This window comes from Nocardia sp. 149-1B (assembly GCF_057747975.1).
In genome coordinates this window covers 1,220,637-1,239,910 of sequence record NZ_CM173233.1, presented here as the reverse complement: position 1 = coordinate 1,239,910, position 19,274 = coordinate 1,220,637, and the positions used below count along the sequence as shown (strand labels likewise).

Here is a 19,274-nt window from a genome sequence, read left to right as displayed (position 1 = left end):
GACCTTCCCCGACCTTCAGGAGAACCGATGTCCCGCACCCGCTCGCGCCTGTTCCCGGCCCTGGCCGGCCTCGCCACCGCGGCGGTCCTGCTCAGCGGCTGCTCGGCGTTCGACGGGCTCACCGGCTCCGACGACCCCAGCAAGACGCCGTCCGCGGCACCCACGGCCACGGAGACGCCGTACGACTCGCAGTTCACCCGCGACGGCACGTTCCAGTCCCACATCGACGTCAACGGCGTCGACTTCGTCTACACGCTCTACCCGACGAAGTCCACGCCGCGTACCAACGAGTGGTACCCCAAGGGCAACAAGTACTTCTCGTTCACCTTCCAGGCCTACGACCTGGACCGGACCCTGCGCGACAAGTTCGAGACCAAGCGCAAGGTCTACCTCGACCACATCACCGTCACCTCGGAGACCAAGACCAGCGACGGCGGGGCGGTGCAGCACCCCTACGAGCTCGACGCCGTCGCCAAGAACATCACCTTCGACCCCGAGCCGGTCACCACCAAGTACGGGATGATCATCACCTCGCCGAAGGGTGCCTTCGAGCTGCGCAACCAGCGGATCAAGGGCACCTCCTCCGACACCGTCGGCATCAACCTGCTGTTCACCGCCACCGTGTGGGTCCAAGACAGCCCCGGCTCCACGCGGTTCACCAAGAAGGTGATCCGCCAGAAGGTGCCGATCGCGATCTTCAAGAGCGACAAGCCCACCCAGGCCCAGTCCATCCCGGTCGACGCCAACTGACTAGGGCGCCTGAGCCGAGCCTGCGAGGCTCAGGAAGCACGCGCTGGGTCGAGTAGCCGCGCGACCGGCGAAGGAGGTCGCGACCGGCGTATCGAGACCCCAGTCAGCTCAGAGGTCTCGATACGCTCGACCGACGGCCCGGTCCTCAGGCGGACTCGGCGAGCCGGTAGCCGACACCCCGGACGGTCTCGATGTAGCGAGGCGTGGCCGCGTCGTCACCGATCTTGCGACGCAGGTTGGCGATGTGCACCTCGACCGAGCGCTTGTCGGCCTCGTTGACGAAGTACGACGTGACGTACTGCTGTCCGCGCATCGTCAGCACCAGGTCGGCCTTGCTGCGCACCCGGCGCCCCGTGCTCAGGAGCGAGGCGAGCAGGTCGAACTCCGTGCGGGTGAGGTCGACGGCTCCGCCGTTGACCGTGACGACCCGGGTCTCGGCGTTCAACGCGAGGCCGTTGAACCGGACCCAACCGCCCTGCTGGGCGGGCGCACCGTGCGCCTCGGCGACGTGCTGCTGGGGCATCGGAGCCGGCGGCTGCTGGGGGTAGGCCTGCGGCACCGGTGGCTGCACGTACGCCGGCGGGTACTGCTGCGGCGGCTGCTGGTACGTCGGCTCCGGGTACTGCTGCGGCGGATACACCGGCTGCGGGGCCGGCGGGGCGACCGGCTGCTGAGGCGCGGGTGCGGGCTGCTGCGGTGCCGGCTGCTGGACAGGCTGCTGGGGAGCGGGCTGCTGCGGCGCCGGCTGCTGGACCGGCTGCTGCGGTGCGGGCGGCTCCTCGTGGTGCAGCGGCTGCAGGGGCTGGCTGGCGGCGAGGTCGCGGGCCGCGGCGGCCGCCCAGGACTCCTCGTGCGGCTGCTCCTCGACGTGCGGGGGCTCCTCGCCGTCGGCCCAACCGCCAGGCACCTCGAAGCGGGTGCGGGGCCGGCGGAGCATCGAGTCCGCGCGGGCGCGCAGCTCACGGGGGCGGAACGGCTTGACGAGGTAGTCGTCGGCTCCGGCCTCGAAGCCCTGCACGACGTCGATCTCGTCGGCGAGCGCGGTGATCATGATCAGGTAGGTGTTGCTGAACTCGCGCAGCCGCTTGGCCGCCGCGAAGCCGTCCATGCCCGGCATGTTCACGTCGAGCGTGGTGATCAACGGGTTGTGGAGTCGCACCGCCTCGACACCGTCCGGGCCGTTCTCGGTGACCACCGTGCGGAAGCCTGACTGCGTCAGCACTATGTCGATGAGATCGCGAACGTCGGGGTCGTCCTCGATGATGACGGCCACCCATTCGCTGCCCGGCTGCATGGGGCGAATGCTAACAACGGTCGGCGCGTTCCGATCGGCAGACCCGGCGACAGCCACGCGTGGAGTGTCAGATCACGCCTGATCGTTCACCATCCGGACGACACGGACATCGCCAGCGCCCGCGCCGGCCAGAACTGGCCGGCGGGCGGACCGCCGCCACACTCGCCGTCACTCTCCCCCGGCGGCTTGACCCAGACATAGGCGTCGAGGTGCTCCGCGTCCCCGTCCGGCGCCGGCCCGGGGTCGGTGCCGTAGGCACGGTTCGTGGGGTTGCACCAGTTCTCGGTCGATCCGTTCCCGCTGCGGCCGGTGTCGATGATGTAGTGCGCGCCGCCCAGCAACGAGCTGAGCTTCTCGCCGTACGCGCGCTCGTCGTCGTCGGTCTGGTAGTTGGAGACGTTGGTGGCGAAGCCGCGCGCGCGGTCGATGCCCGCCCGCGTCAGCAGTGGCGCGAGCCGGTCGGGCTCGATCCAGTTCGAGTGGCCGCCGTCGATGTACGTCGCCACCCCGGCCGCGGCGAGCCGCGTCACCGCGTCCTTGATCAGCCGCACCCGCTCCTCGCGCCGGTCACACTCGACCGCGGACGCGAGCGCGTCGGGCTCGACCACCGCGACCACCGGCACCGAGACACCGGCCGCGGTGACGGCGTCCGCGATCTCCTGTACCCAGGGGCCGTACTGGTCGGCGGTCAGGCCGCCGCCGGAGAACCCGCCGGTGCAGTCGCGGTCGGGGATCCCGTAGAGCACGAACGTCGGGACCTGGTCGGCCGCCCCGGCCGCCTCGGTGATCTTGGTGACGAACGGCGCCACCGATCCGGGCGGGTACTCCTCAGGCGTCAGCCAGATCCCCTGCGGGGTGTCGGCCAGCCGGGTGAAGACCCGCTCGGCCTCGGCGTCACCCGCGCTCTTCGCCTTGGCGGCGGCCTGCGCCGTGCGGGAGCCGGGGTCGGCGAAGCCCGAGCGCCCGGCGTACGGGTTGGTGGCCTGCGCGTCGGCCGGCCGGTGCGGCTCCCCGCCGCCGTCACTCCCGGAACAGCCCACCAGGCCCAGCAGGGCGACGAGCAGCGGAGCCAGGAGGGAGCGGCGGGGCACCGCGCCATCATGCCTGAGGAGTGGCAGCCTTCCGCCTCCCGGGGGCGAGCAGCGCGGCGAGCGTCGCGACGGCCACCGCAGCGGCTCCGGTCAGCAGCGCGGGGCCGATCGCGCCGTCGTACCCGTGCGGGTCGATGGCGCCGCCGTTGCCGAGGAACACCGCGGTGAGCAGCGCGATGCCGAGGGCGACGCCGAACTCACGGATCGTGGAGTTGGCCGAGCTCGCCATCGCGAAGTCGTCCTCGGGCAGGTCCTCGAGCACGGCGGTCGCCATGGGGGCGAACGTCAGCCCCATGCCGACACCGGCCATCAGCAGCGCGGGGACGAACGACGGGTAGCCCGAACCGGACTCGGTGAGCACCGCGAACCACACCAGCGATCCGGTCTGGAGGACGAGCCCGCTCAGCAGCAGCGCGCGCAGCCCGGTGCGGGGCGCGAGAAGTCCGGCGAGCGGGGCGACCACCATCGGAGCCGCGGTCCAGGGCAGCGTCCGCAGACCGGCCTCGAGCGGGCTGTAGCCCTGCACGACCTGGAGGTACTGCGCGAGCAGGAACACCGTGCCGAACATCCCGATGGTGAAGAACAGCGCGATCACGTTGGCGATCGAGAAGCCGCGGGCCGCGAAGAGCCGCAGCGGGAGCACGGCGTAGGAGCGGCCGCGGGCCCAGGCGACGTACGCCGGGACCAGGAGCGCGGCGGCCACGAGCGGGCCGAGGACGAGCGGGTCCGACCAACCGTCGTCGTTGCCGTGGACGATGCCCCAGATCCCGAGGAACACGGCCCCACCCAGCAGCGCCGCCCCGAACAGGTCCAGCCGCTGCCACGCGCCCCGCGACTCGCGCACCGCCACGAGGAGCAGGGGCGCCGCGACCGCGGCGACCGGCACGTTGAGCCAGAAGATCGCCTGCCAGCTGACCCCCTCGACGACCGCCCCGCCGACGACCGGGCCGAGCGCGACGCCGAGGCCGCTCACACCGCCCCAGATGCCGATCGCCGCCGACCGCATCGCCGGCGGCACGGCGGCCGCCAGCAGCGTCAGCGAGAGCGGCATGATCGCGGCGGCGCCGAGGCCCTGGACCGCCCGTGCCGCGATCAGCGCCTCGGAGGTGGTGCTGAGCGCGGATGCGATCGAGGCGAGGGTGAACACGGTCAGCCCGGCGACCATCATCCGGCGCCGGCCCAGCCGGTCGCCCAGCGTCGCCGCCGGCAGCATGAACGTGGCGAAGGTGAGCGTGTAGGCGTTCATGAACCACGAGAGCTGACCGACGCTGGAGCCGAGGTCGGTCCGGATCACCGGCAGCGCGCTGGTCATCACGAGGTTGTCGAGCGTGGCCATGAACATCGGGAGGGACGCGGCCACGATCGCGAGCCACACCGGCACGCGACGGGACCGAGTTGCGGCGGGTGCGACCGCCACGTCGAGAGCGGACATCCGAGCTCCTAAGTTGTAATTGAATGATTACTAGGGCTCAGACGGTAAGTAATCGACTGATAACATGTCAAGCATGAGTTCACCGAAGGCCACCCGGATGAGCGGCGACGAACGGCGCGAGGCGATCCTCACCGCTGCCACGCGTGCCTTCGCCCGGGGCGGCTACCACGGCACCAGCACCGACGCGGTCGCCCGCGAGGCCGGCGTCTCCCAGCCGTACGTCGTGCGTATGTTCGGGACCAAGCTCGACCTGTTCCTCGAGGTCTTCCAGCGCTCCGCCGACCAGATCAGGTCGGCGTTCGAGAAGGTCCTCGACGCGGGCCCGTTCGACCCCGCGAGCGAGGACGACAAGGCCCGGATGGGCCTCGCCTACGCCGCACTGCTCCACGACCGCCAGTTCTTGCAGGTCCAGATGCACGGGTTCTCCAACGGCGGGGTGCCCGAGATCGCGGCCGCCGCCCGCCGGTGCATGGGCGAGGTGTTCGAGACGATCCAGCGCACGGGGTGGACCGACGACCAGTGCCGCGACTTCGTCGCCTACGGGATGCTGCTCAACGTGATGATCTCGATGGGCGCCCCGGAGCACGTCTCCCCCGGCGACCCGCTCGCGACACTCACCACCTGCTCGTTCGGCGACGACCTCGAGATGCTTCAATCGCCCGGGTGACCACCCTCGTCCTGGCCTCGGCCTCCCCCGCCCGCCTGGCCACCCTGCGCAACGCGGGCCTCGAGCCCACGGTCATCGTCTCGGGCGTCGACGAGTCACAGCTCGACGGCCTGCCGCCGGCGGAGCTGGCGCTGCAGCTGGCCGAGCTGAAGTCAGCCGCCGTCGCCGGGCGCGACGACCTGCCGGCGGGCGCACTCGTGCTGGGCTGCGACTCCGTGCTCGAGCTCGACGGCGCCGCGCTGGGCAAGCCGGCCGATGCCGAGGAGGCCACCGAGCGCTGGCGGGCGATGCGCGGCCGCGCCGGCGTCCTGCTGACCGGCCACTGCCTGACCGACACCGCATCGGGGCGCGTGGCGGCCGCCACGGCCGCGACCACGGTGCGCTTCGCGGAGGTCACCGACGAGGAGATCACGGCGTACGTCGCCACCGGCGAGCCACTGGCCGTAGCCGGGGCCTTCACCGTCGACGGCCTGGGCGGCGCGTTCGTCACCAGCATCGAGGGCGACCACCACAACGTGGTCGGCGTGAGCCTGCCGCTGCTCAGGGAGCTGGTCGCCGAGCTGGGTCACTCCTGGACGGCTCTGTGGAGCGCTCCGGCCGCTCGCTGAGGATGTCGACGCCCTCGGCGTCCACGACCTCCACCGGGAGCTCGCTGAGCTCGAAGACCTGCAACGGGTTGTGCATCAGGTCCGGCAGGTGCACCGGGTTCCTGAAGACCAGCCGGCGGAACAGGTAGAAGCGGGCAACCAGGCCCAGGAACAGGCCGATCACGTTGGCCGAGACGTTGTCCGACCACGGATCGTCCAGGCCGAATGCGTTGCGGCTCAGCCACAGGCAGGCGATCGGGATCGCCATCGTCACGACGTTGATCGCGATGAACGCCGTACGCCCGCCGTCGGCCGACCGTGGCGGGCGGTGCTTGAACACCCAGGTCTTGCTGCCCCGGTAGCTCACGAGCATGCCGACGGTGTTGGCGATGACGTAGCCGAGGTACGGGTGCCCGTCGAGCAGCGCCTTGTGCTCGGTGTTGAACCCGTGCACGAGGAAGTTGAAGATCACGAACGCGACCGCGGTCGCGAGCCCCCCGACCGCGAGGAAGCGGTACGCCTCGGTGAAGAGGCGATGCCACCGGTTCCCCATGGTGACCAGGCTAACCGGTCGATCTGCGCGAAGCGGAAAGGCCGGCACCCGCGCGCCGACCGTAACCCCACCGTCGAACGACCACCCCGAAGAACGATCCCGCGGCCCGCGTGGCGGCGGAGCCGACGCGCGAGACGCGGCCTCGGCCCGCGTGGCGGCGAAGGCGACGCGCGAGACGCGGCCTCGGCCCGCGTGGCGGCGAAGCCGACGCGCGAGACGCGGGCTCGGCTACTCGACCGGCAGGCCCAGCCCCCGGGCGATCAGCATCCGCTGGACCTCCGAGGTCCCCTCCCCGATCTCGAGCACCTTGGCGTCGCGGTAGAACCGCGCCACCGGATACTCCTCCATGAAGCCGTAGCCACCGAAGACCTGCGTGGCGATCCGGGTCGCGGTCACGGCCGACTCGGTGGCGTAGAGCTTCGCGACGGCCGCGGCCTGCTTGAAGTCCTTCATCGAGGCGCCGGCGCCGTCGCGCTGGCTGTCCTTCATCGCGGCGGCGCGGTAGGTGAGCAGCCGGCTCGCGTGCAGCATCACCTCGAGGTCGGCTATCTGGAACGCCACCCCCTGCTTGCGCCCGATCGGGCCGCCGAACGTCTGCCGGTCACCCGCGTACTGCAGGCTCAGGTCGAGGCAGGCCTGGATGCACCCGACCGCGAGGGCCGCGATCGCGACCCGGCCGTCGTCGAGGGTCGCCAGGAACTGCGCATAGCCGCGGCCCCGGTCGCCGAGCAGGTTGGCCTCGGGGACGCGGACGTCCTGGAGGGACAGCGGGTGGGTGTCGGAGGCGTGCCAGCCGAGCTTGTCGTAGGCCTTCTCCGCGACGAATCCGGGAGTGCCGCTCGGCACGATGATCGCGCTGATCTCCGCCGAGCCGTTCTCGCGGGTGCCGGTGCGCGCCGTCACCGTGACCACGCTGGTGAGCTCGGAGCCGGAGTTGGTGATGAACTGCTTGGCGCCGTTGACCACCCACTCCCCGTTCTCGAGGACCGCACGGGTCTTGGTGGCGCCCGCGTCGGAGCCGGCGCCTGGCTCGGTGAGGCCGAAGCCCGCGAGCCGCGCGCCGGAGACCAGGTCGGGCAGCCATTCCTGGCGCTGCTCGTCGCTGCCGTAGGTCAGGATCGGGTTGATGCCGAGCCCGACCGCGGCCTCGAGCGTGATGCCCAGGGACTGGTCGACGCGCCCGACCTCCTCGATCGCGACGCAGAGGCTGGTGAAGTCGCCGTGCTCCCCGGCCCCGCCGTACTCCTCGGGCGCGGTGAGCCCGAACAGGCCGAGCGCACCCATCTTGCGCACGACGTCGACCGGGAAGTGGTGGTCGCGGTCCCACTGCGCCGCGTGCGGCCCGATCTCGGCCTCCGCGAACTCGCGGACGCTGCGGCGGAACTCCTCGTGCTCACGGGACAGCTCGTAGGTCGGCTCGCTCATGGCGGTCACCCTAACCCGATCGGTTAGCGGTTGTTAACCACCTGAGCGGTGATCAGCGGACGACGTGGAAGTTGAAGGCGTTGGTGCCGAGGTGCAGCCGCAGGCCGATCCAGAGCGGCAGCACCATCTCGGCGCCGCGAGCGGTCGACAGGCCCCCGAGGTCGATCACGTCGGTGTGACCCATGGCGAGCAGGAGGCCCGTCACCAGCTGCTTGGCCTCGGTGTCGTCGCCCGACACGAAGACCGACGTGGGCCCGGGGAGCTCGGCGGGCCGCACCATCACGTCGGCGTTCATCGTGTTGAGCGACTTCACGACCCGTGCGGCCGGGAACGCCCGCTGGATCGTCTCGGCCAGGGAGTCGGAGTCCTTGACGAACAGCCGCGGCGGGAAGCCGTGGGAGTGGTCGAGCGGGTTGGCGACGTCGAGCAGCACCTTGCCGGCCAGGTGGTCGGCGCCCGCCAGGGTCAGCACGTCGATGCTCACGTCGCCGCCGGTCGCGTTGACGACGAGCTCGGCGCCGGCGGCCGCCTCGGCGAACGTCTGCAAGGCGACGCGCGGGTGGCGCGAGGACCACTCGACGTACGCCGCGCGCCCCTCGTCGTCGGTGCGTCCGCGCGTGGCCTCCGGGTCGCGGGTGCCGATCGTGACGGTGTGGCCGAGCTCGTCGAACCGGCCGGCGAGCGCGCGACCGACCGAGCCGGTGCCGAGGACTGCGATCAACATGGGGGCTCCTTCGCCGAGCGGCCTGTGCTCGCAACCTACTCCGAGGGAGGCGTGCGATCGGGGCTGCCGGGATACGGGGAGGGCATGAGTCCTGACGAGAGCACCGACAAGAGCGCGACCGACGACGGCCAGGTATCGGAGGTCTCGGCGATGGGTGATGCTCCCGACCCGATCTCGCCCGAGGACGCGACGGCCGGCTACCCGACGAGCGAGAGCGGTGACCCGGACGAGGGCACCGCGGGGCCGGCCGCCCCGCCGCGCCACAACCCGCCCGAGGACAGCAACGAGTCGTCGAGGTAGCCCTCGGCGCTACATCCGGTGGGCCATCGGCAGCGCGAACAGCACCGCGTTGACCAGGGTGAACAGCAACACGATCGACACGAAGGGGGCCGCCACCTCACGGGCGCGCCGGTTCTCACCGTACCGGGCGAGCGCGATCCGGCGGGCCGTGTAGATCGAGACGGCAGCACCGGCGGCCAGCAGCAGGTACTGCAGTACCTGGATCGTGCCGGTGCCGACGATCGCCGGCGAGCCCTCACCCGAGCCGCCGAAGACCCGGCCCACCGTGAACAGCACCGACTTGCCCTCGGCGAGCAGGTGGAACAGGTTGTGTGCGACGTGCGCCGCGACGTCGAGCGGGATGAGGGCGTACCCGAAGCGCGCGAAGTTCTGCCGGACGCTCTCCCGGCTGGCCGGGGCCGCGGCCCAGGAGGCAGCGGCGAGCAGGGCGACCGGCGCTCCGACCGCCACCACGAACGCGAGCGTGAAGATGACCGGGTAGCTCGAGATCCCGGTGTGGACCTCGATCCAGTCCAGCAGGTCCTGCCAGACCCCGAGCATCGTGATGTTCTGGATGAGGACGATGCCCATGATCGCCATCGCGAGGAACGACTCCTCGACCCGGGCCCGGCCGATCAGCCACAGCTCCTTGGCCGGCGGACGCACGGTGAGCTGGATCGCGTCGTTGGGGCAGGACTTCACGCAGCTCAGGCACAGGTTGCAGCTGGCCATGCTGTCCATGGTCCGCGGGAAGCTGAACAGCGGGCACGGCGCGGTGGTCTCGGTGCCGTTGAAGCAGGCCGCCTTGGAGGTGCAGGTCGCGCAGACGTCCGCATCCGCGCGCAGCTGCACCATCCCGGCCCGGGCGTAGTTGCCGGACAGCCCGCCGAGGAAGCACAGGTAGCGGCAGAACGTACGCCGTTGGAAGAACGCCCCGCTGACGACGACGGCCGTGGTCAGCAGGAGCAGCAGCATCCCCGAGCCCCAGGGCGACTCGACGATGCCCCAGACGTGGTCGGCCCACGTGATGGCGATGAAGAACGCGTCGATCAGCCAGATGCCGTAGGCCTTGAGGAACCGCGGCGCGGGCCGGTTGACACCGACCAGCCGCTGCACGAGGTCGGAGAGGGTCGCGAACGGGCAGACCGCGCACCAGAAGCGGCCCAGGAGCAGGAACGTGATCGGCACGAGCGGCCACCACAGCACCCACATCAGCGCCGTGCCGGCGTTGTCGTGCGCGGTCGTCGGCCCGGTGAGCAGCTCGAAGGCCACGAACCCGAACACCGCGGCGACCGGCACCTGGAACACGCCCGGGTACCACCGGCTGCGCACGAACGCCGCGAACAGTCGGTTGTCGAGCAGGTTGCGCTCCTGCACCGGGGTGCTCACCGCACGAGCCGTCCGGCCCGCGCGCCGTGCCGCGGATGGCGCCGGTCATGGCGGCGCAGCAACACCGCGCCGCCGAGCACGCCGGCGTTGACCGCGGCGAAACCGCCGAGGACCGCCGTACGGGTGCCGGAGGAGACGGTGTCGCCGGTGGAGCCGTGCTCCTGGTGGTCGCCGTGCTGGCCGGCGTCGTCCATCTGGTCCATCTCCTCGTCGGTCATGCCCGGCATGTCCATGCCTGGCATGTCGGACATGTCGTGACTTGGGTGGCCGGAGTGGTTGGGGGTGGGCGGCTGTGGGTCCGCGGCCGAGGCCGCACCCGAGCTGCCCCACACCACCGCGAACGCGGCCACGGCCGCCCCGACTGCGCGTCTCATCCGACTGCCTTCCTGTGCGTCATCGGCAGTCTGTGGGCCGCCGACCGGCCACCGGATGCGCCGATCTCCCCGCGGCCGCGGGCCCTTCGTCCCGGCCGCGGCCGGGCCCGTCAGCCCGGGATGAGGACTGGGTCAGCACCGGGTGAAGATTCGGTCAAGATCTCCCGGTGCGAGGGTCCTCAGGGCAGCACGAGCCCGGTGTGCAGGAGGTCCGCGGTCAGGTCGAGAAGCCGCTCCTCGGCGATCCCGGGTGGGGGCTCGAGCGCGATCCGCAGGCAGGTGCTCAGCGCGACGCCGAGGGCCAGGTAGATGCGCGCCTCCGCCTCGGCCGGGGACAGGTGTGGGGCATGGACGGCCACGAACATGCGGGTGAACTGGCCCAGCTGTTGCTCGACCTCGGGCAGCACGTTGCTCTGGGCGCCGAGCGGGACCTCGTTCAGCAGTGCCGAGGTCAGGGCGCGGTGGCGCTGGAGCGCAGCGACCAGCGTGGCGAGCACGTGCCGGATCGCATCCCGGGTCGCGAGCGTGACGGCGCCCGTCATCGCCGCGGTGAGGTCGCGCAGGATGTCGTCGGTGCTGCGCGACCGCAGCTCGCGCACGAGGTCGTCCTTGTCGCCGAAGTAGCGGTAGAGCGAGCCGACGCTGACCCCGGCGGCTGCGGCGACCCGGTTGGTGCTCAGCCCGGCGTACCCACGCTCGGCGAGCACGCGCGTGGCCGCCTCGAGGAGGCGGTCCACCATCGCCCGGGAGCGCTCCTGCACCGGGCTGCGCCGGTCGGCCATCACCGCCCCGCAGAACGCGAGTGGAACATGAGCATTTGCTCACTTTAACGTGACGCCATGGCTGACGTCCTCCCCACGCCCACCCGCTTCGGCGCCGACCCCGACTGGTCCCGCCGCATCGCTCGGCCGCTGCGCCTGGTCACCAGCGGAGACCCGGAGCCGACCCCCGCCGAGCTGGCCCGGCTGCGCGCCGGGCTGCTCCGCCGCGACGAGCCTGCGCACGACCTGGTGCGTGCCGTGCGCGAGGCGCACAGCGTGACCATGCCGCAGTTCCGCCAGGCCCTCGAGCAGGGGATCGACGCCGTGCCGGACGCTCCCGCCGCACTGCGCCGGTTCTTCGACCTCGTCGAGGCCCGGCCGGACTGGGTCGATGAGTCGCTGCTGGACCGCGGCGCCCGGGCGATGCAGAAGCTCGGGTGGGACGGCTTCGACCTGCTCACCTGGGGCTCACTGCTCGGCGGCTACCGCTCGGCCGCGGCCCTCGATCCGCTGGTGCGCTCGGGCCGGCTGCTGGGCGCCGGCGCCGCCCGGCGTACGTCGGAGACGAGCCGGTGGTTCCTCGCCTGCATCGAGGACGGTGGGCTGCGCCGGGAGTCGGAGGGCTGGCGGCTGTCGGTGCACGTGCGGGTGATGCACGCGTTCGTGAACTACCAGCTCGAGCACGATCCCACCTGGGACTGGAAGCTGCGTGGGACGCCGATCAACCAGTACGACCAGGCGAGCACCCTCGCCGTCTTCAGCACCACTCCCCTGCTGCAGGCACGGCTGCTCGGCCTGCGGATCAGCCGCCGCGACTCCGCGGGCGTCATGCACCTGTGGAGCTACATCGGATGGCTGATGGGGGTCGACGACCACTGGCTGCCGCGCACCGAGAAGGCCGGGCGCCGGATCATCTACCACCTCCTCTCCTACGATCCCGGCCCCGACGAGAACAGTCGGCGGCTCGCCCGCGCGCTCGTCGACAGCCAGGCCGACGCCCCCGGGCCGCGGTGGCGCGGCACGCTGGCGCGGGAGGTGGGCCTGAGCTCCGCGACCTTCCTCAACGGCCGACGCGGCATGCACGAGCTCGGCCTGCCGGCCCGACTGCCGTGGTATCCCGCCCTGCGGATCCCGGCCAACGTGTTCTGGACCCACCTGGTCGGGCGGCTGCCGGGCGGCGAGGAGCTCGTCGTACGCCGCGGCCGTCGCGGGCGAGACCGGCGAGTCCGGCTGCAGCACGGCGAGCTCGCCGAGGTCGCGACGGTGACATCGGCCACATGAGACCTCGGGAGTCATCCGGGCCCGCGACGGGTAGCCTGCCCCGCGAGACGACGCCGGAGACCCAGGAGAGCCAGTGCCGGACACCAAGCCGCTGCGACGAGTCCTCATCGCCAACCGCGGAGAGATCGCGGTGCGTGTCATCCGCGCCTGCAAGGACGCCGGCATCGGCTCCGTCGCGGTGTACGCCGAGCCCGACCGGGACGCGCTGTTCGTGCGGCTCGCCGACGAGGCGTACTCGCTGGGCGGGGCGACGCCCGCGGACTCCTACCTCGACATCGCGAAGATCATCGCGGTCGCCGAGCAGTCAGGTGCCGACTCGGTGCACCCCGGCTACGGCTTCCTCGCGGAGAACGCGGAGTTCGCGCAGGCCGTGATCGATGCCGGCCTGACCTGGATCGGCCCGCCCCCGGCGGCGATCGAGGCGCTCGGCGACAAGGCGAAGGCCAAGCACATCGCGGAGCGTGCGAACGCACCGCTGGCACCGGGGACCAAGGACCCGGTCGCCGACGCCGACGAGGTGGTCGAGTTCGCCAAGGCCAACGGCCTGCCCGTCGCGATCAAGGCCGTCTTCGGTGGCGGTGGCCGCGGACTGAAGGTCGCCCGCACGCTCGAGGAGATCCCCGACGCCTACGAGTCCGCGGTCCGCGAGGCGGTCACGGCGTTCGGCCGCGGCGAGTGCCTGGTCGAGAAGTTCCTCGACAAGCCGCGCCACGTCGAGACCCAGTGCCTGGCCGACCAGCACGGGAACGTCGTGGTGGTCTCCACCCGCGACTGCTCCCTGCAGCGGCGCAACCAGAAGCTGGTCGAGGAGGCCCCCGCGCCGTACCTCACCGATGCGCAGCTCACCGAGCTCTACGAGTCCTCCAAGCGAATCCTCAAGGAGGCCGGCTACTACGGCGCCGGCACGTGTGAGTTCCTGGTCGCCCAGGACGGCTCGATCTCGTTCCTCGAGGTCAACACCCGCCTCCAGGTCGAGCACTGCGTGTCCGAGGAGGTCACCGGTCTCGACCTGGTGCGCGAGATGTTCCGGATCGCGGCCGGCGAGGAGCTCGGCTACGACGACCCGGAGATCCGCGGCCACTCGATCGAGTTCCGCATCAACGCCGAGGACGGTGGCCGCAACTTCATGCCCGCACCGGGCACGCTGTCGGCCTGGAGCCCGCCGAGCGGGCCGGGCGTGCGCCTCGACGGCGGGTACGAGAACGGCGAGACCATCCCCGGCTCGTTCGACTCCCTGATCGCCAAGCTCATCGTCACCGGCCGCGATCGCACCCAGGCCCTCGAGCGCTCGCGCCGCGCGCTGGACGAGTTCGTCGTCGAGGGGATGCCGACGGTGATCCCGTTCCACCGCGCGGTCGTCTCCGACCCGGCGTTCGTCGGCGACGGCGAGAAGTTCGACGTCTACACCCAGTGGATCGAGACCGACTTCGACAACCAGATCACGCCGTACGCCGGCGACGTGGCCGAGGGCGCCGAGCCCGACGAGAAGCAGCGCGTCGTGGTCGAGGTCGGCGGCAAGCGCGTCGAGGTGGTCCTGCCCGGCGGTCTCGGCGGCATTGCCGTCGGTGGCGGCGGATCCGCCAAGAAGCCCGCGCGCTCGACCGCCAAGAAGAGCGGCGCCGCGGCGAGCGGCGACGCGGTCACCAGCCCGATGCAGGGCACGATCGTCAAGGTCGTGGTCGAAGAGGGTCAGCAGGTGGCCGAGGGCGACACCGTCGTGGTCATCGAGGCCATGAAGATGGAGCAGCCCCTCAAGGCCCACAAGGCCGGCACCGTCACCGGCCTCGAGGCCGAGGTCGGTCAGACCGTCGGCAACGGCGCGGTCATCTGCGAGCTCAAGGACTGACTCCCCGCCTGCTCAGGGCCGAGTCGGCGCAACTGCACGCTGAGCAGGGCCGAGTCGGCGCAACTGCACGCTGAGCAGGGCCGAGTCGGCGCAACTGCACGAGTCTCGCCGCAGCTGCCCGTGCAGACGCGCCGACTCGACGCCCCAGCGCGTGCAGACGCGCCGACTCGACGCCCCAGCGCGTGCAGACGCGCCGACTCGACCTCAGGGGCGCAGGGCGCTGCTTAGCGCCGTGAGCGCGTCACCGGCGACGCGGTAGTAGGCCCACCGGCCGCGCTGCTCGCGGGTGACCAGGCCGGCGTCGACCAGCTGCTTCATGTGGTGGGAGACCGTCGGCTGGGACAGGCCGACCGGCGCGATGAGGTCGCACACGCACGCCTCCTGGTCCGGGTGCGCGGCGATCATCGACAGCAGCCGCACCCGGGTCGGGTCGCCGAGTGCCTTGAAGATCCGGGCCAGGCGTTCGGCCTCCTCGGGTTCGAGCGCGCCCCGGGTGAGCGGCGCGCAGCAGACACCGTTGACGACCGGGTCGACGACGGGCAGCGAGGTGGCCATGACGCCATGGTGCCACATGCATTGACAGACATCGATAGATCGACCATCATCGATCTATCGATGTCCGTCAATGTGAAGGAGTCCGACATGTCCACCACCGAGGAGCTGCGCGAGCAGGTCCGCGTCCGCTACGCCCAGGCCGCCACCGCCGTCCGCGCCGGCGCCACCAACGTCGAGGTCAACGACAAGCTGCAGACCCAGCTGCCGATCGCGGACGACGCGTGCGGCTCGGACTCCTGCTGCGGGGGGACGACGGGCACCGTCGACGACACCTTCGGCGCCGGCCTGTACGACGCGGCGCAGCAGGGTGACCTCCCGGCCGAGGCCCTCGCCGCGAGCCTGGGCTGCGGCAACCCGACCGCCGTCGCGGCCCTGCGCGCCGGCGAGCGGGTCCTCGACCTCGGCTCCGGCGGCGGGATCGACGTCCTGCTCTCCGCGCGCCGGGTCGGCGAGACCGGGTTCGCCTACGGCGTCGACATGACCGACGAGATGCTGGAGCTGGCCCGGGCCAACGCGGCCAAGGCGGGCGCCACCAACGTGGAGTTCCTCAAGGGCACCATCGAGGACGTCCCGCTCCCCGACGGCTCCGTCGACGTCGTGATCTCCAACTGCGTCATCAACCTGTCCGTCGACAAGCCGAAGGTGCTCGCCGAGATGTACCGCGTGCTGACCCCGGGCGGCCGGATCGGCATCTCCGACGTCGTCGCCGAGGACCACCTCACCGCCGCGGACCGCGCCGAGCGCGGCTCCTACGTCGGCTGCATCGCCGGCGCGCTGTCACGCTCGGAGTACGTCGAGGGCCTCGCCGCGGTCGGGTTCGTCGACACGGAGGTGGAGTTCACCCACGCCGCGGCCGACGGGATGCACTCCGCGATCATCCGGGCGACCAAGCCGGTCACGGGCTGAGGACCTCGCAGCTCCCGGTGACCTCGGCGTTCAGGCAGGTATCGCGGCCCTCGCGGCCGTCGACGGTGTCCTGCCCGTCGCCGGCATCGATCCGGTCGGCCTTCCCGCTGCCGGTGATCTCGTCGTCGCCGCCGAAGGTCTCGGCCCGCAGCGGCCAGTAGTAGCCGCCCGTGAGGACGTCACGCTCGTCGGTCCCGAGGTAGTGCCACCGCAGGTGGTCGTCGAGCGTGACCTCCTCGAGGCCCGCGACGGTGCCGAGCACCCGGCCGTCCCGGCTCACGGTGCCCTCGCCCATCTGGACCACGAACAGCGACCCGGGCTCCGTGCCGCGATCGCGGCCGGGACGGGCGAGGTACGCCGTGTCGTGGCCCTCGCCGCCGTCGAGCACGAACCCGGGCCGGGTGACCGTCGTGAACACGTCGTCGTCGCCCGGCCCGCCGGCCACCTGCGCGGCGACGCGCGCGAAGCTCCCGACCTGGTCGTCGCCCTCGCCGCCGTCGAGCCGGTCGTGGCCGTGCCAGGCGATCAGCCGGTCGTCCCCGGTGCCCCCGTCGACGACGTCCGTGTCCGACTGAGCGGGGCGGTCGAGCCCCTCGGGGTCGAGCTCGTCGTCGCCACCCCGGCCGTCGACGTGGTCGTCACCCCAGCCCGCGACGAGGTCGTCGGGACCCGCGCTGCCCAGCAGCGTGTCGTCGTACGCCGAGCCCTCGACGACCATGCCGAAGCAGGGTGCCGCCTCGCAGTGCCCCGCAGGGACGACCACGATCCGGTCGTGCCCCACACCGGTGGCGGTGCCGATCCCGTCCTCGGCACCCAGGTCGACCCGTACCCCGCGACGTGCGGACGCGTAGCTCACGACGCCGAACGCGGAGTCCTGGGACACCCGGCGCCGGTCTGCGCCGACGTCGAGGAGGTCGTCGCCGGCCCCGCCGTCGAGCACGTCGGGCGCGAGGTAGGTGCCTCCGCGGTCGAGCTCGACCGCGTCGCGCTGGCCGAAGAGCTGGTCGTCGCCCGGGCCGCCCAGGATCCGGTCGGCACCGTCGCCACCGCAGATGACGTCGTCGCCCCCGAGGCCCCGGACGACGTCGTCGCCCGCCCGCGCCACGATCACGTCGGGACCGGAGGTGCCGCGCACCACGTCGTCGCCGGCGGTGCCCACGATCGTCGCGGGCAACCCGTGGCAGGCGGGCGGTGCGAGCGCGGCTCCGGCCGGCCCGGCGTCGGGGATCGCCCCGATCGCGAGCACGAGCGCTGCGAGGATGCCGAGTCCACTCACGAGTCGTGTACGCATGACCGCTAGTTTCGGCTGCATGAGCGTCCCGATCCAGCCCACGCTGCGCGAGCCCAGCCAGCGGGTCAGCCCGCGGGCGCGGCTGATGTGGGGCGTCGCGGCCGGGCTCGAGGCGCTCGTGCTGCTCACGATCCTGGTGGTCGCCGGACCGGTGGCCGGGTGGGCACCGGTGCCGTGGTGGGCCATCGTGCTGGTCGCGATCGCCGGTGCGGCGTACGTCGTCGTGGTGCCGCAGTGGCGCTACACGGTGCACCGGTGGGAGGTGACCGGCACCGCGGTCTACACCCAGACCGGGTGGTGGGCCCGCGAGCGCCGGATCGCGCCGATGTCACGGATCCAGACCGTCGACCATGCCGAGGGCGCGATCGCCCGGCTCTTCGGGCTCGCGACCGTGACGGTCACGACGGCGTCGGCGGCCGGGGCACTCGAGATCGCCGGTCTGGAGCGGCAGCGCGCGCTCGCGCTGGTCGACGAGCTCACGCTGATGGCCGAGACGCTGCCCGGCGACGCGACGTGACCACGGACCTCATGCCCCCGGCTGAGGAGGGGTGGCAGCGGCTCGATCCCCGGATGCTGCTCGTCTACCCCGTCAAGGAGCTGGCCCGGTTCCTGCCGGTGCTGGTGGGCGTGTTCGTCGCCGGTACGGCGTCGGGGGGTGCCGCGGAGTGGTGGCAGCTCGCCGGCGTCTCGGTGCCGGTGGGCCTGGGCGTGCTGCGGTACGTGACGACGGCGTACCGGATCGCGCACGGCCGCGTCGAGCTGCGCCGCGGCCTGCTGAACCGGCACGTGCTCTCCACCCCGGTGGACCGGGTGCGGACCGTGGACATCACCGCTCCCCCGGTGCACCGACTGCTGGGCCTGACCTCGGTGCGGATCGGCACCGGCACCGCCTCCTCCGACGACGACGACCGCCTCGACCTCGACGGCCTGCCGGCGGAGCGGGCCCGCCTGCTGCGCGCCGAGCTGCTGCTGGACCGACCCGTCGGCACCGACGCGCCCGATCTCGTGCCCCCGCCCGTGCTCGAGCTCGACCCGGCCTGGGTGCGCTTCGCACCGTTCACCAGCTCGGGGCTGGTGATCGCGGCCGGCGTGGTCGGCCTGGTGAGCCAGGTCATCAGCACGCTGGGCGGTTTCGACGTCGACACCGAGCGCCTCAGCGACGACGCGGGCGCCTGGTCGCTGTGGGCCGTCGTACCCGTCGTCGTGCTGGCACTGGCCGCGGCCGTGACCCTGCTCTCCATCGGCGGGTACGTCGTGACGAACTGGGGCTTCCGGCTCACGCACACCGGCCCGGTCCGGGGCGGGGCGTGGCACCTGCGCCGGGGGCTGCTCACCACCCGAGAGACCACCCTGGACGACGAGCGCCTGCGTGGCGTGGTGGTCGGCGAGCCGATCGGCCTCCGCCTGGCCGGCGGGGCCCGGGCCTCCGCGATCGTGACCGGTCTCGACCGGGGCCAGACCGGTAGCGCGGTGCTGGTGCCGCCCGCTCCGCGTGCTGTCGTCGGCCGGGTGGCCGGCGAGGTGCTGCGCACCGGTACGCCGTTCTCGGCGCCGCTCACCGGTCACGGGCCGCGGGCCCGCGCCCGGCGCTACAGCCGCGCCCTGGTGCCCGCGGTGGTCCTGGTCGGCGCCGCCGTCGCGGCGGACCTGCTGGCCGACCTCCCGCTGTGGGTGCCCGTGCTGGCGGCGGTGGCCCTGCCGGTCGCCGTCCTCCTCGCCGCCGATCGCGCCACCGCCCTCGGGCACACGCTGGTCGACGGGTTCTTCGTGGTGCGCTCGGGCAGCATCGACCGCCGGCGTGAGGCCCTGGAGCTCGACGGCGTGATCGGCTGGAACCTGCGGTCCACGTGGTTCCAGCGGCGAGCCCGACTGAACTCCCTGACCGCCACCACGGCCGGCGGCCGGCAGGCCGTCACCGCGATCGATGTGCCCGAGGCGGCCGCCGTCGGCGTCGCGCTCGCGGCCGCACCGGACCTGCTCGCACCGTTCGTGGTGACCGGCGAGTAGCCTTCCGGCGCTCTGTCTCGCGGGGCGTGGGCCCGGTCGAGACGCTGGCGCCGACTTATAGG

20 protein-coding genes are annotated in these 19,274 nt (G+C 72.2%); 9 read left to right on the top strand and 11 right to left on the bottom strand.

Annotated elements, in window-relative coordinates; all coding sequences use genetic code 11:
• The first annotated feature begins 27 nt into the window (after nucleotides 1–27).
• On the top strand, nucleotides 28–750 hold the full coding sequence (locus AC3ANS_RS05915; protein ID WP_488295240.1) for a hypothetical protein: 723 nt from the start codon (nucleotides 28–30) through the stop codon (nucleotides 748–750).
• 145 nt (nucleotides 751–895) lie between these two features.
• Here AC3ANS_RS05915 and AC3ANS_RS05910 read toward each other — a convergent pair whose 3' ends face one another.
• The 3 genes from AC3ANS_RS05910 to AC3ANS_RS05900 all read right to left on the bottom strand — a co-directional run bounded on the left by AC3ANS_RS05910 (nucleotide 896) and on the right by AC3ANS_RS05900 (nucleotide 4,567).
• On the bottom strand, nucleotides 896–2,044 hold the full coding sequence (locus AC3ANS_RS05910; protein WP_488295239.1) for a response regulator transcription factor: 1,149 nt from the start codon (nucleotides 2,042–2,044) through the stop codon (nucleotides 896–898).
• Between the two features lie 86 nt (nucleotides 2,045–2,130).
• Nucleotides 2,131–3,135: a glycoside hydrolase family 6 protein gene (locus AC3ANS_RS05905; protein ID WP_488295238.1), complete on the bottom strand. Its 1,005-nt coding sequence runs from the start codon at nucleotides 3,133–3,135 to the stop codon at nucleotides 2,131–2,133.
• 7 nt (nucleotides 3,136–3,142) lie between these two features.
• Complete coding sequence (locus AC3ANS_RS05900) at nucleotides 3,143–4,567, bottom strand: MFS transporter (RefSeq protein ID WP_488295237.1); 1,425 nt, start codon at nucleotides 4,565–4,567, stop codon at nucleotides 3,143–3,145.
• Between the two features lie 73 nt (nucleotides 4,568–4,640).
• Here AC3ANS_RS05900 and AC3ANS_RS05895 point away from each other — a divergent pair, with 73 nt between their 5' ends.
• Nucleotides 4,641–5,234: a TetR/AcrR family transcriptional regulator gene (locus AC3ANS_RS05895; protein ID WP_488295236.1), complete on the top strand. Its 594-nt coding sequence runs from the start codon at nucleotides 4,641–4,643 to the stop codon at nucleotides 5,232–5,234.
• Nucleotides 5,231–5,842, top strand: coding sequence for a Maf family protein (locus AC3ANS_RS05890; protein WP_488295235.1), 612 nt, complete (start codon nucleotides 5,231–5,233; stop codon nucleotides 5,840–5,842). Before AC3ANS_RS05895 ends, AC3ANS_RS05890 begins: the two co-directional genes overlap by 4 nt.
• Here the strand turns inward: AC3ANS_RS05890 and AC3ANS_RS05885 are convergent.
• From AC3ANS_RS05885 to AC3ANS_RS05875, 3 genes are all read right to left on the bottom strand, one after another.
• Entirely contained in the window at nucleotides 5,775–6,374 is a 600-nt protein-coding gene (locus tag AC3ANS_RS05885) for a GtrA family protein (RefSeq protein WP_488295234.1), read from the bottom strand. The two genes, AC3ANS_RS05890 and AC3ANS_RS05885, sit on opposite strands and share 68 nt — an antisense overlap.
• A 228-nt stretch (nucleotides 6,375–6,602) precedes the next feature.
• The gene (locus AC3ANS_RS05880; RefSeq protein WP_488295233.1) at nucleotides 6,603–7,799 is read right to left on the bottom strand and encodes an acyl-CoA dehydrogenase family protein; all 1,197 of its coding nucleotides are present in this window, start codon (nucleotides 7,797–7,799) and stop codon (nucleotides 6,603–6,605) included.
• A gap of 52 nt (nucleotides 7,800–7,851) precedes the next feature.
• Nucleotides 7,852–8,523: an NADPH-dependent F420 reductase gene (locus tag AC3ANS_RS05875; protein WP_488295232.1), complete on the bottom strand. Its 672-nt coding sequence runs from the start codon at nucleotides 8,521–8,523 to the stop codon at nucleotides 7,852–7,854.
• Nucleotides 8,524–8,607: 84 nt separating this feature from the next.
• Here AC3ANS_RS05875 and AC3ANS_RS05870 point away from each other — a divergent pair, with 84 nt between their 5' ends.
• Nucleotides 8,608–8,823, top strand: a complete 216-nt coding sequence (locus AC3ANS_RS05870) for a hypothetical protein (protein ID WP_488295231.1) — start codon at nucleotides 8,608–8,610, stop codon at nucleotides 8,821–8,823.
• Between the two features lie 9 nt (nucleotides 8,824–8,832).
• Here the strand turns inward: AC3ANS_RS05870 and AC3ANS_RS05865 are convergent, their stop codons facing one another.
• The 3 genes from AC3ANS_RS05865 to AC3ANS_RS05855 form a co-directional block, all read right to left on the bottom strand.
• Nucleotides 8,833–10,191 (bottom strand): 4Fe-4S binding protein, encoded by a 1,359-nt coding sequence (locus AC3ANS_RS05865; RefSeq protein ID WP_488295230.1) that lies wholly within the window; start codon nucleotides 10,189–10,191, stop codon nucleotides 8,833–8,835.
• Nucleotides 10,188–10,442, bottom strand: a complete 255-nt coding sequence (locus AC3ANS_RS05860) for a hypothetical protein (protein ID WP_488295229.1) — start codon at nucleotides 10,440–10,442, stop codon at nucleotides 10,188–10,190. The genes AC3ANS_RS05865 and AC3ANS_RS05860 overlap by 4 nt, the downstream gene beginning before the upstream one ends.
• Before the next feature lie 302 nt (nucleotides 10,443–10,744).
• On the bottom strand, nucleotides 10,745–11,347 hold the full coding sequence (locus AC3ANS_RS05855; protein WP_488295228.1) for a TetR/AcrR family transcriptional regulator: 603 nt from the start codon (nucleotides 11,345–11,347) through the stop codon (nucleotides 10,745–10,747).
• A 57-nt stretch (nucleotides 11,348–11,404) separates the two neighbouring features.
• On the opposite strand from AC3ANS_RS05855, the gene AC3ANS_RS05850 reads away from it, so the two are divergent.
• Both AC3ANS_RS05850 and AC3ANS_RS05845 read left to right on the top strand, forming a co-directional pair.
• Nucleotides 11,405–12,607, top strand: a complete 1,203-nt coding sequence (locus AC3ANS_RS05850) for an oxygenase MpaB family protein (RefSeq protein WP_488295227.1) — start codon at nucleotides 11,405–11,407, stop codon at nucleotides 12,605–12,607.
• Between the two features lie 73 nt (nucleotides 12,608–12,680).
• Complete coding sequence (locus tag AC3ANS_RS05845) at nucleotides 12,681–14,453, top strand: acetyl/propionyl/methylcrotonyl-CoA carboxylase subunit alpha (protein WP_488295226.1); 1,773 nt, start codon at nucleotides 12,681–12,683, stop codon at nucleotides 14,451–14,453.
• Between the two features lie 204 nt (nucleotides 14,454–14,657).
• On the opposite strand, the gene AC3ANS_RS05840 is transcribed toward AC3ANS_RS05845, so the two are convergent.
• A complete protein-coding gene (locus AC3ANS_RS05840; protein ID WP_488295225.1) occupies nucleotides 14,658–15,008 on the bottom strand; it encodes an ArsR/SmtB family transcription factor in 351 nt (116 codons plus the stop codon).
• 87 nt (nucleotides 15,009–15,095) lie between these two features.
• Between AC3ANS_RS05840 and arsM the strand changes: the two genes are divergently transcribed.
• Entirely contained in the window at nucleotides 15,096–15,914 is an 819-nt protein-coding gene (arsM, locus tag AC3ANS_RS05835; protein ID WP_488295224.1) for an arsenite methyltransferase, read from the top strand.
• Here the strand turns inward: arsM and AC3ANS_RS05830 are convergent.
• Nucleotides 15,904–17,205 (bottom strand): calcium-binding protein, encoded by a 1,302-nt coding sequence (locus AC3ANS_RS05830; RefSeq protein ID WP_488295223.1) that lies wholly within the window; start codon nucleotides 17,203–17,205, stop codon nucleotides 15,904–15,906. The two genes, arsM and AC3ANS_RS05830, sit on opposite strands and share 11 nt — an antisense overlap.
• 19 nt (nucleotides 17,206–17,224) lie before the next feature.
• On the opposite strand from AC3ANS_RS05830, the gene AC3ANS_RS05825 reads away from it, so the two are divergent.
• Both AC3ANS_RS05825 and AC3ANS_RS05820 read left to right on the top strand, forming a co-directional pair.
• Complete coding sequence (locus tag AC3ANS_RS05825) at nucleotides 17,225–17,722, top strand: PH domain-containing protein (RefSeq protein ID WP_488295222.1); 498 nt, start codon at nucleotides 17,225–17,227, stop codon at nucleotides 17,720–17,722.
• A complete protein-coding gene (locus AC3ANS_RS05820; protein ID WP_488295221.1) occupies nucleotides 17,719–19,212 on the top strand; it encodes a PH domain-containing protein in 1,494 nt (497 codons plus the stop codon). Before AC3ANS_RS05825 ends, AC3ANS_RS05820 begins: the two co-directional genes overlap by 4 nt.
• Nucleotides 19,213–19,274 lie beyond the last annotated feature (62 nt).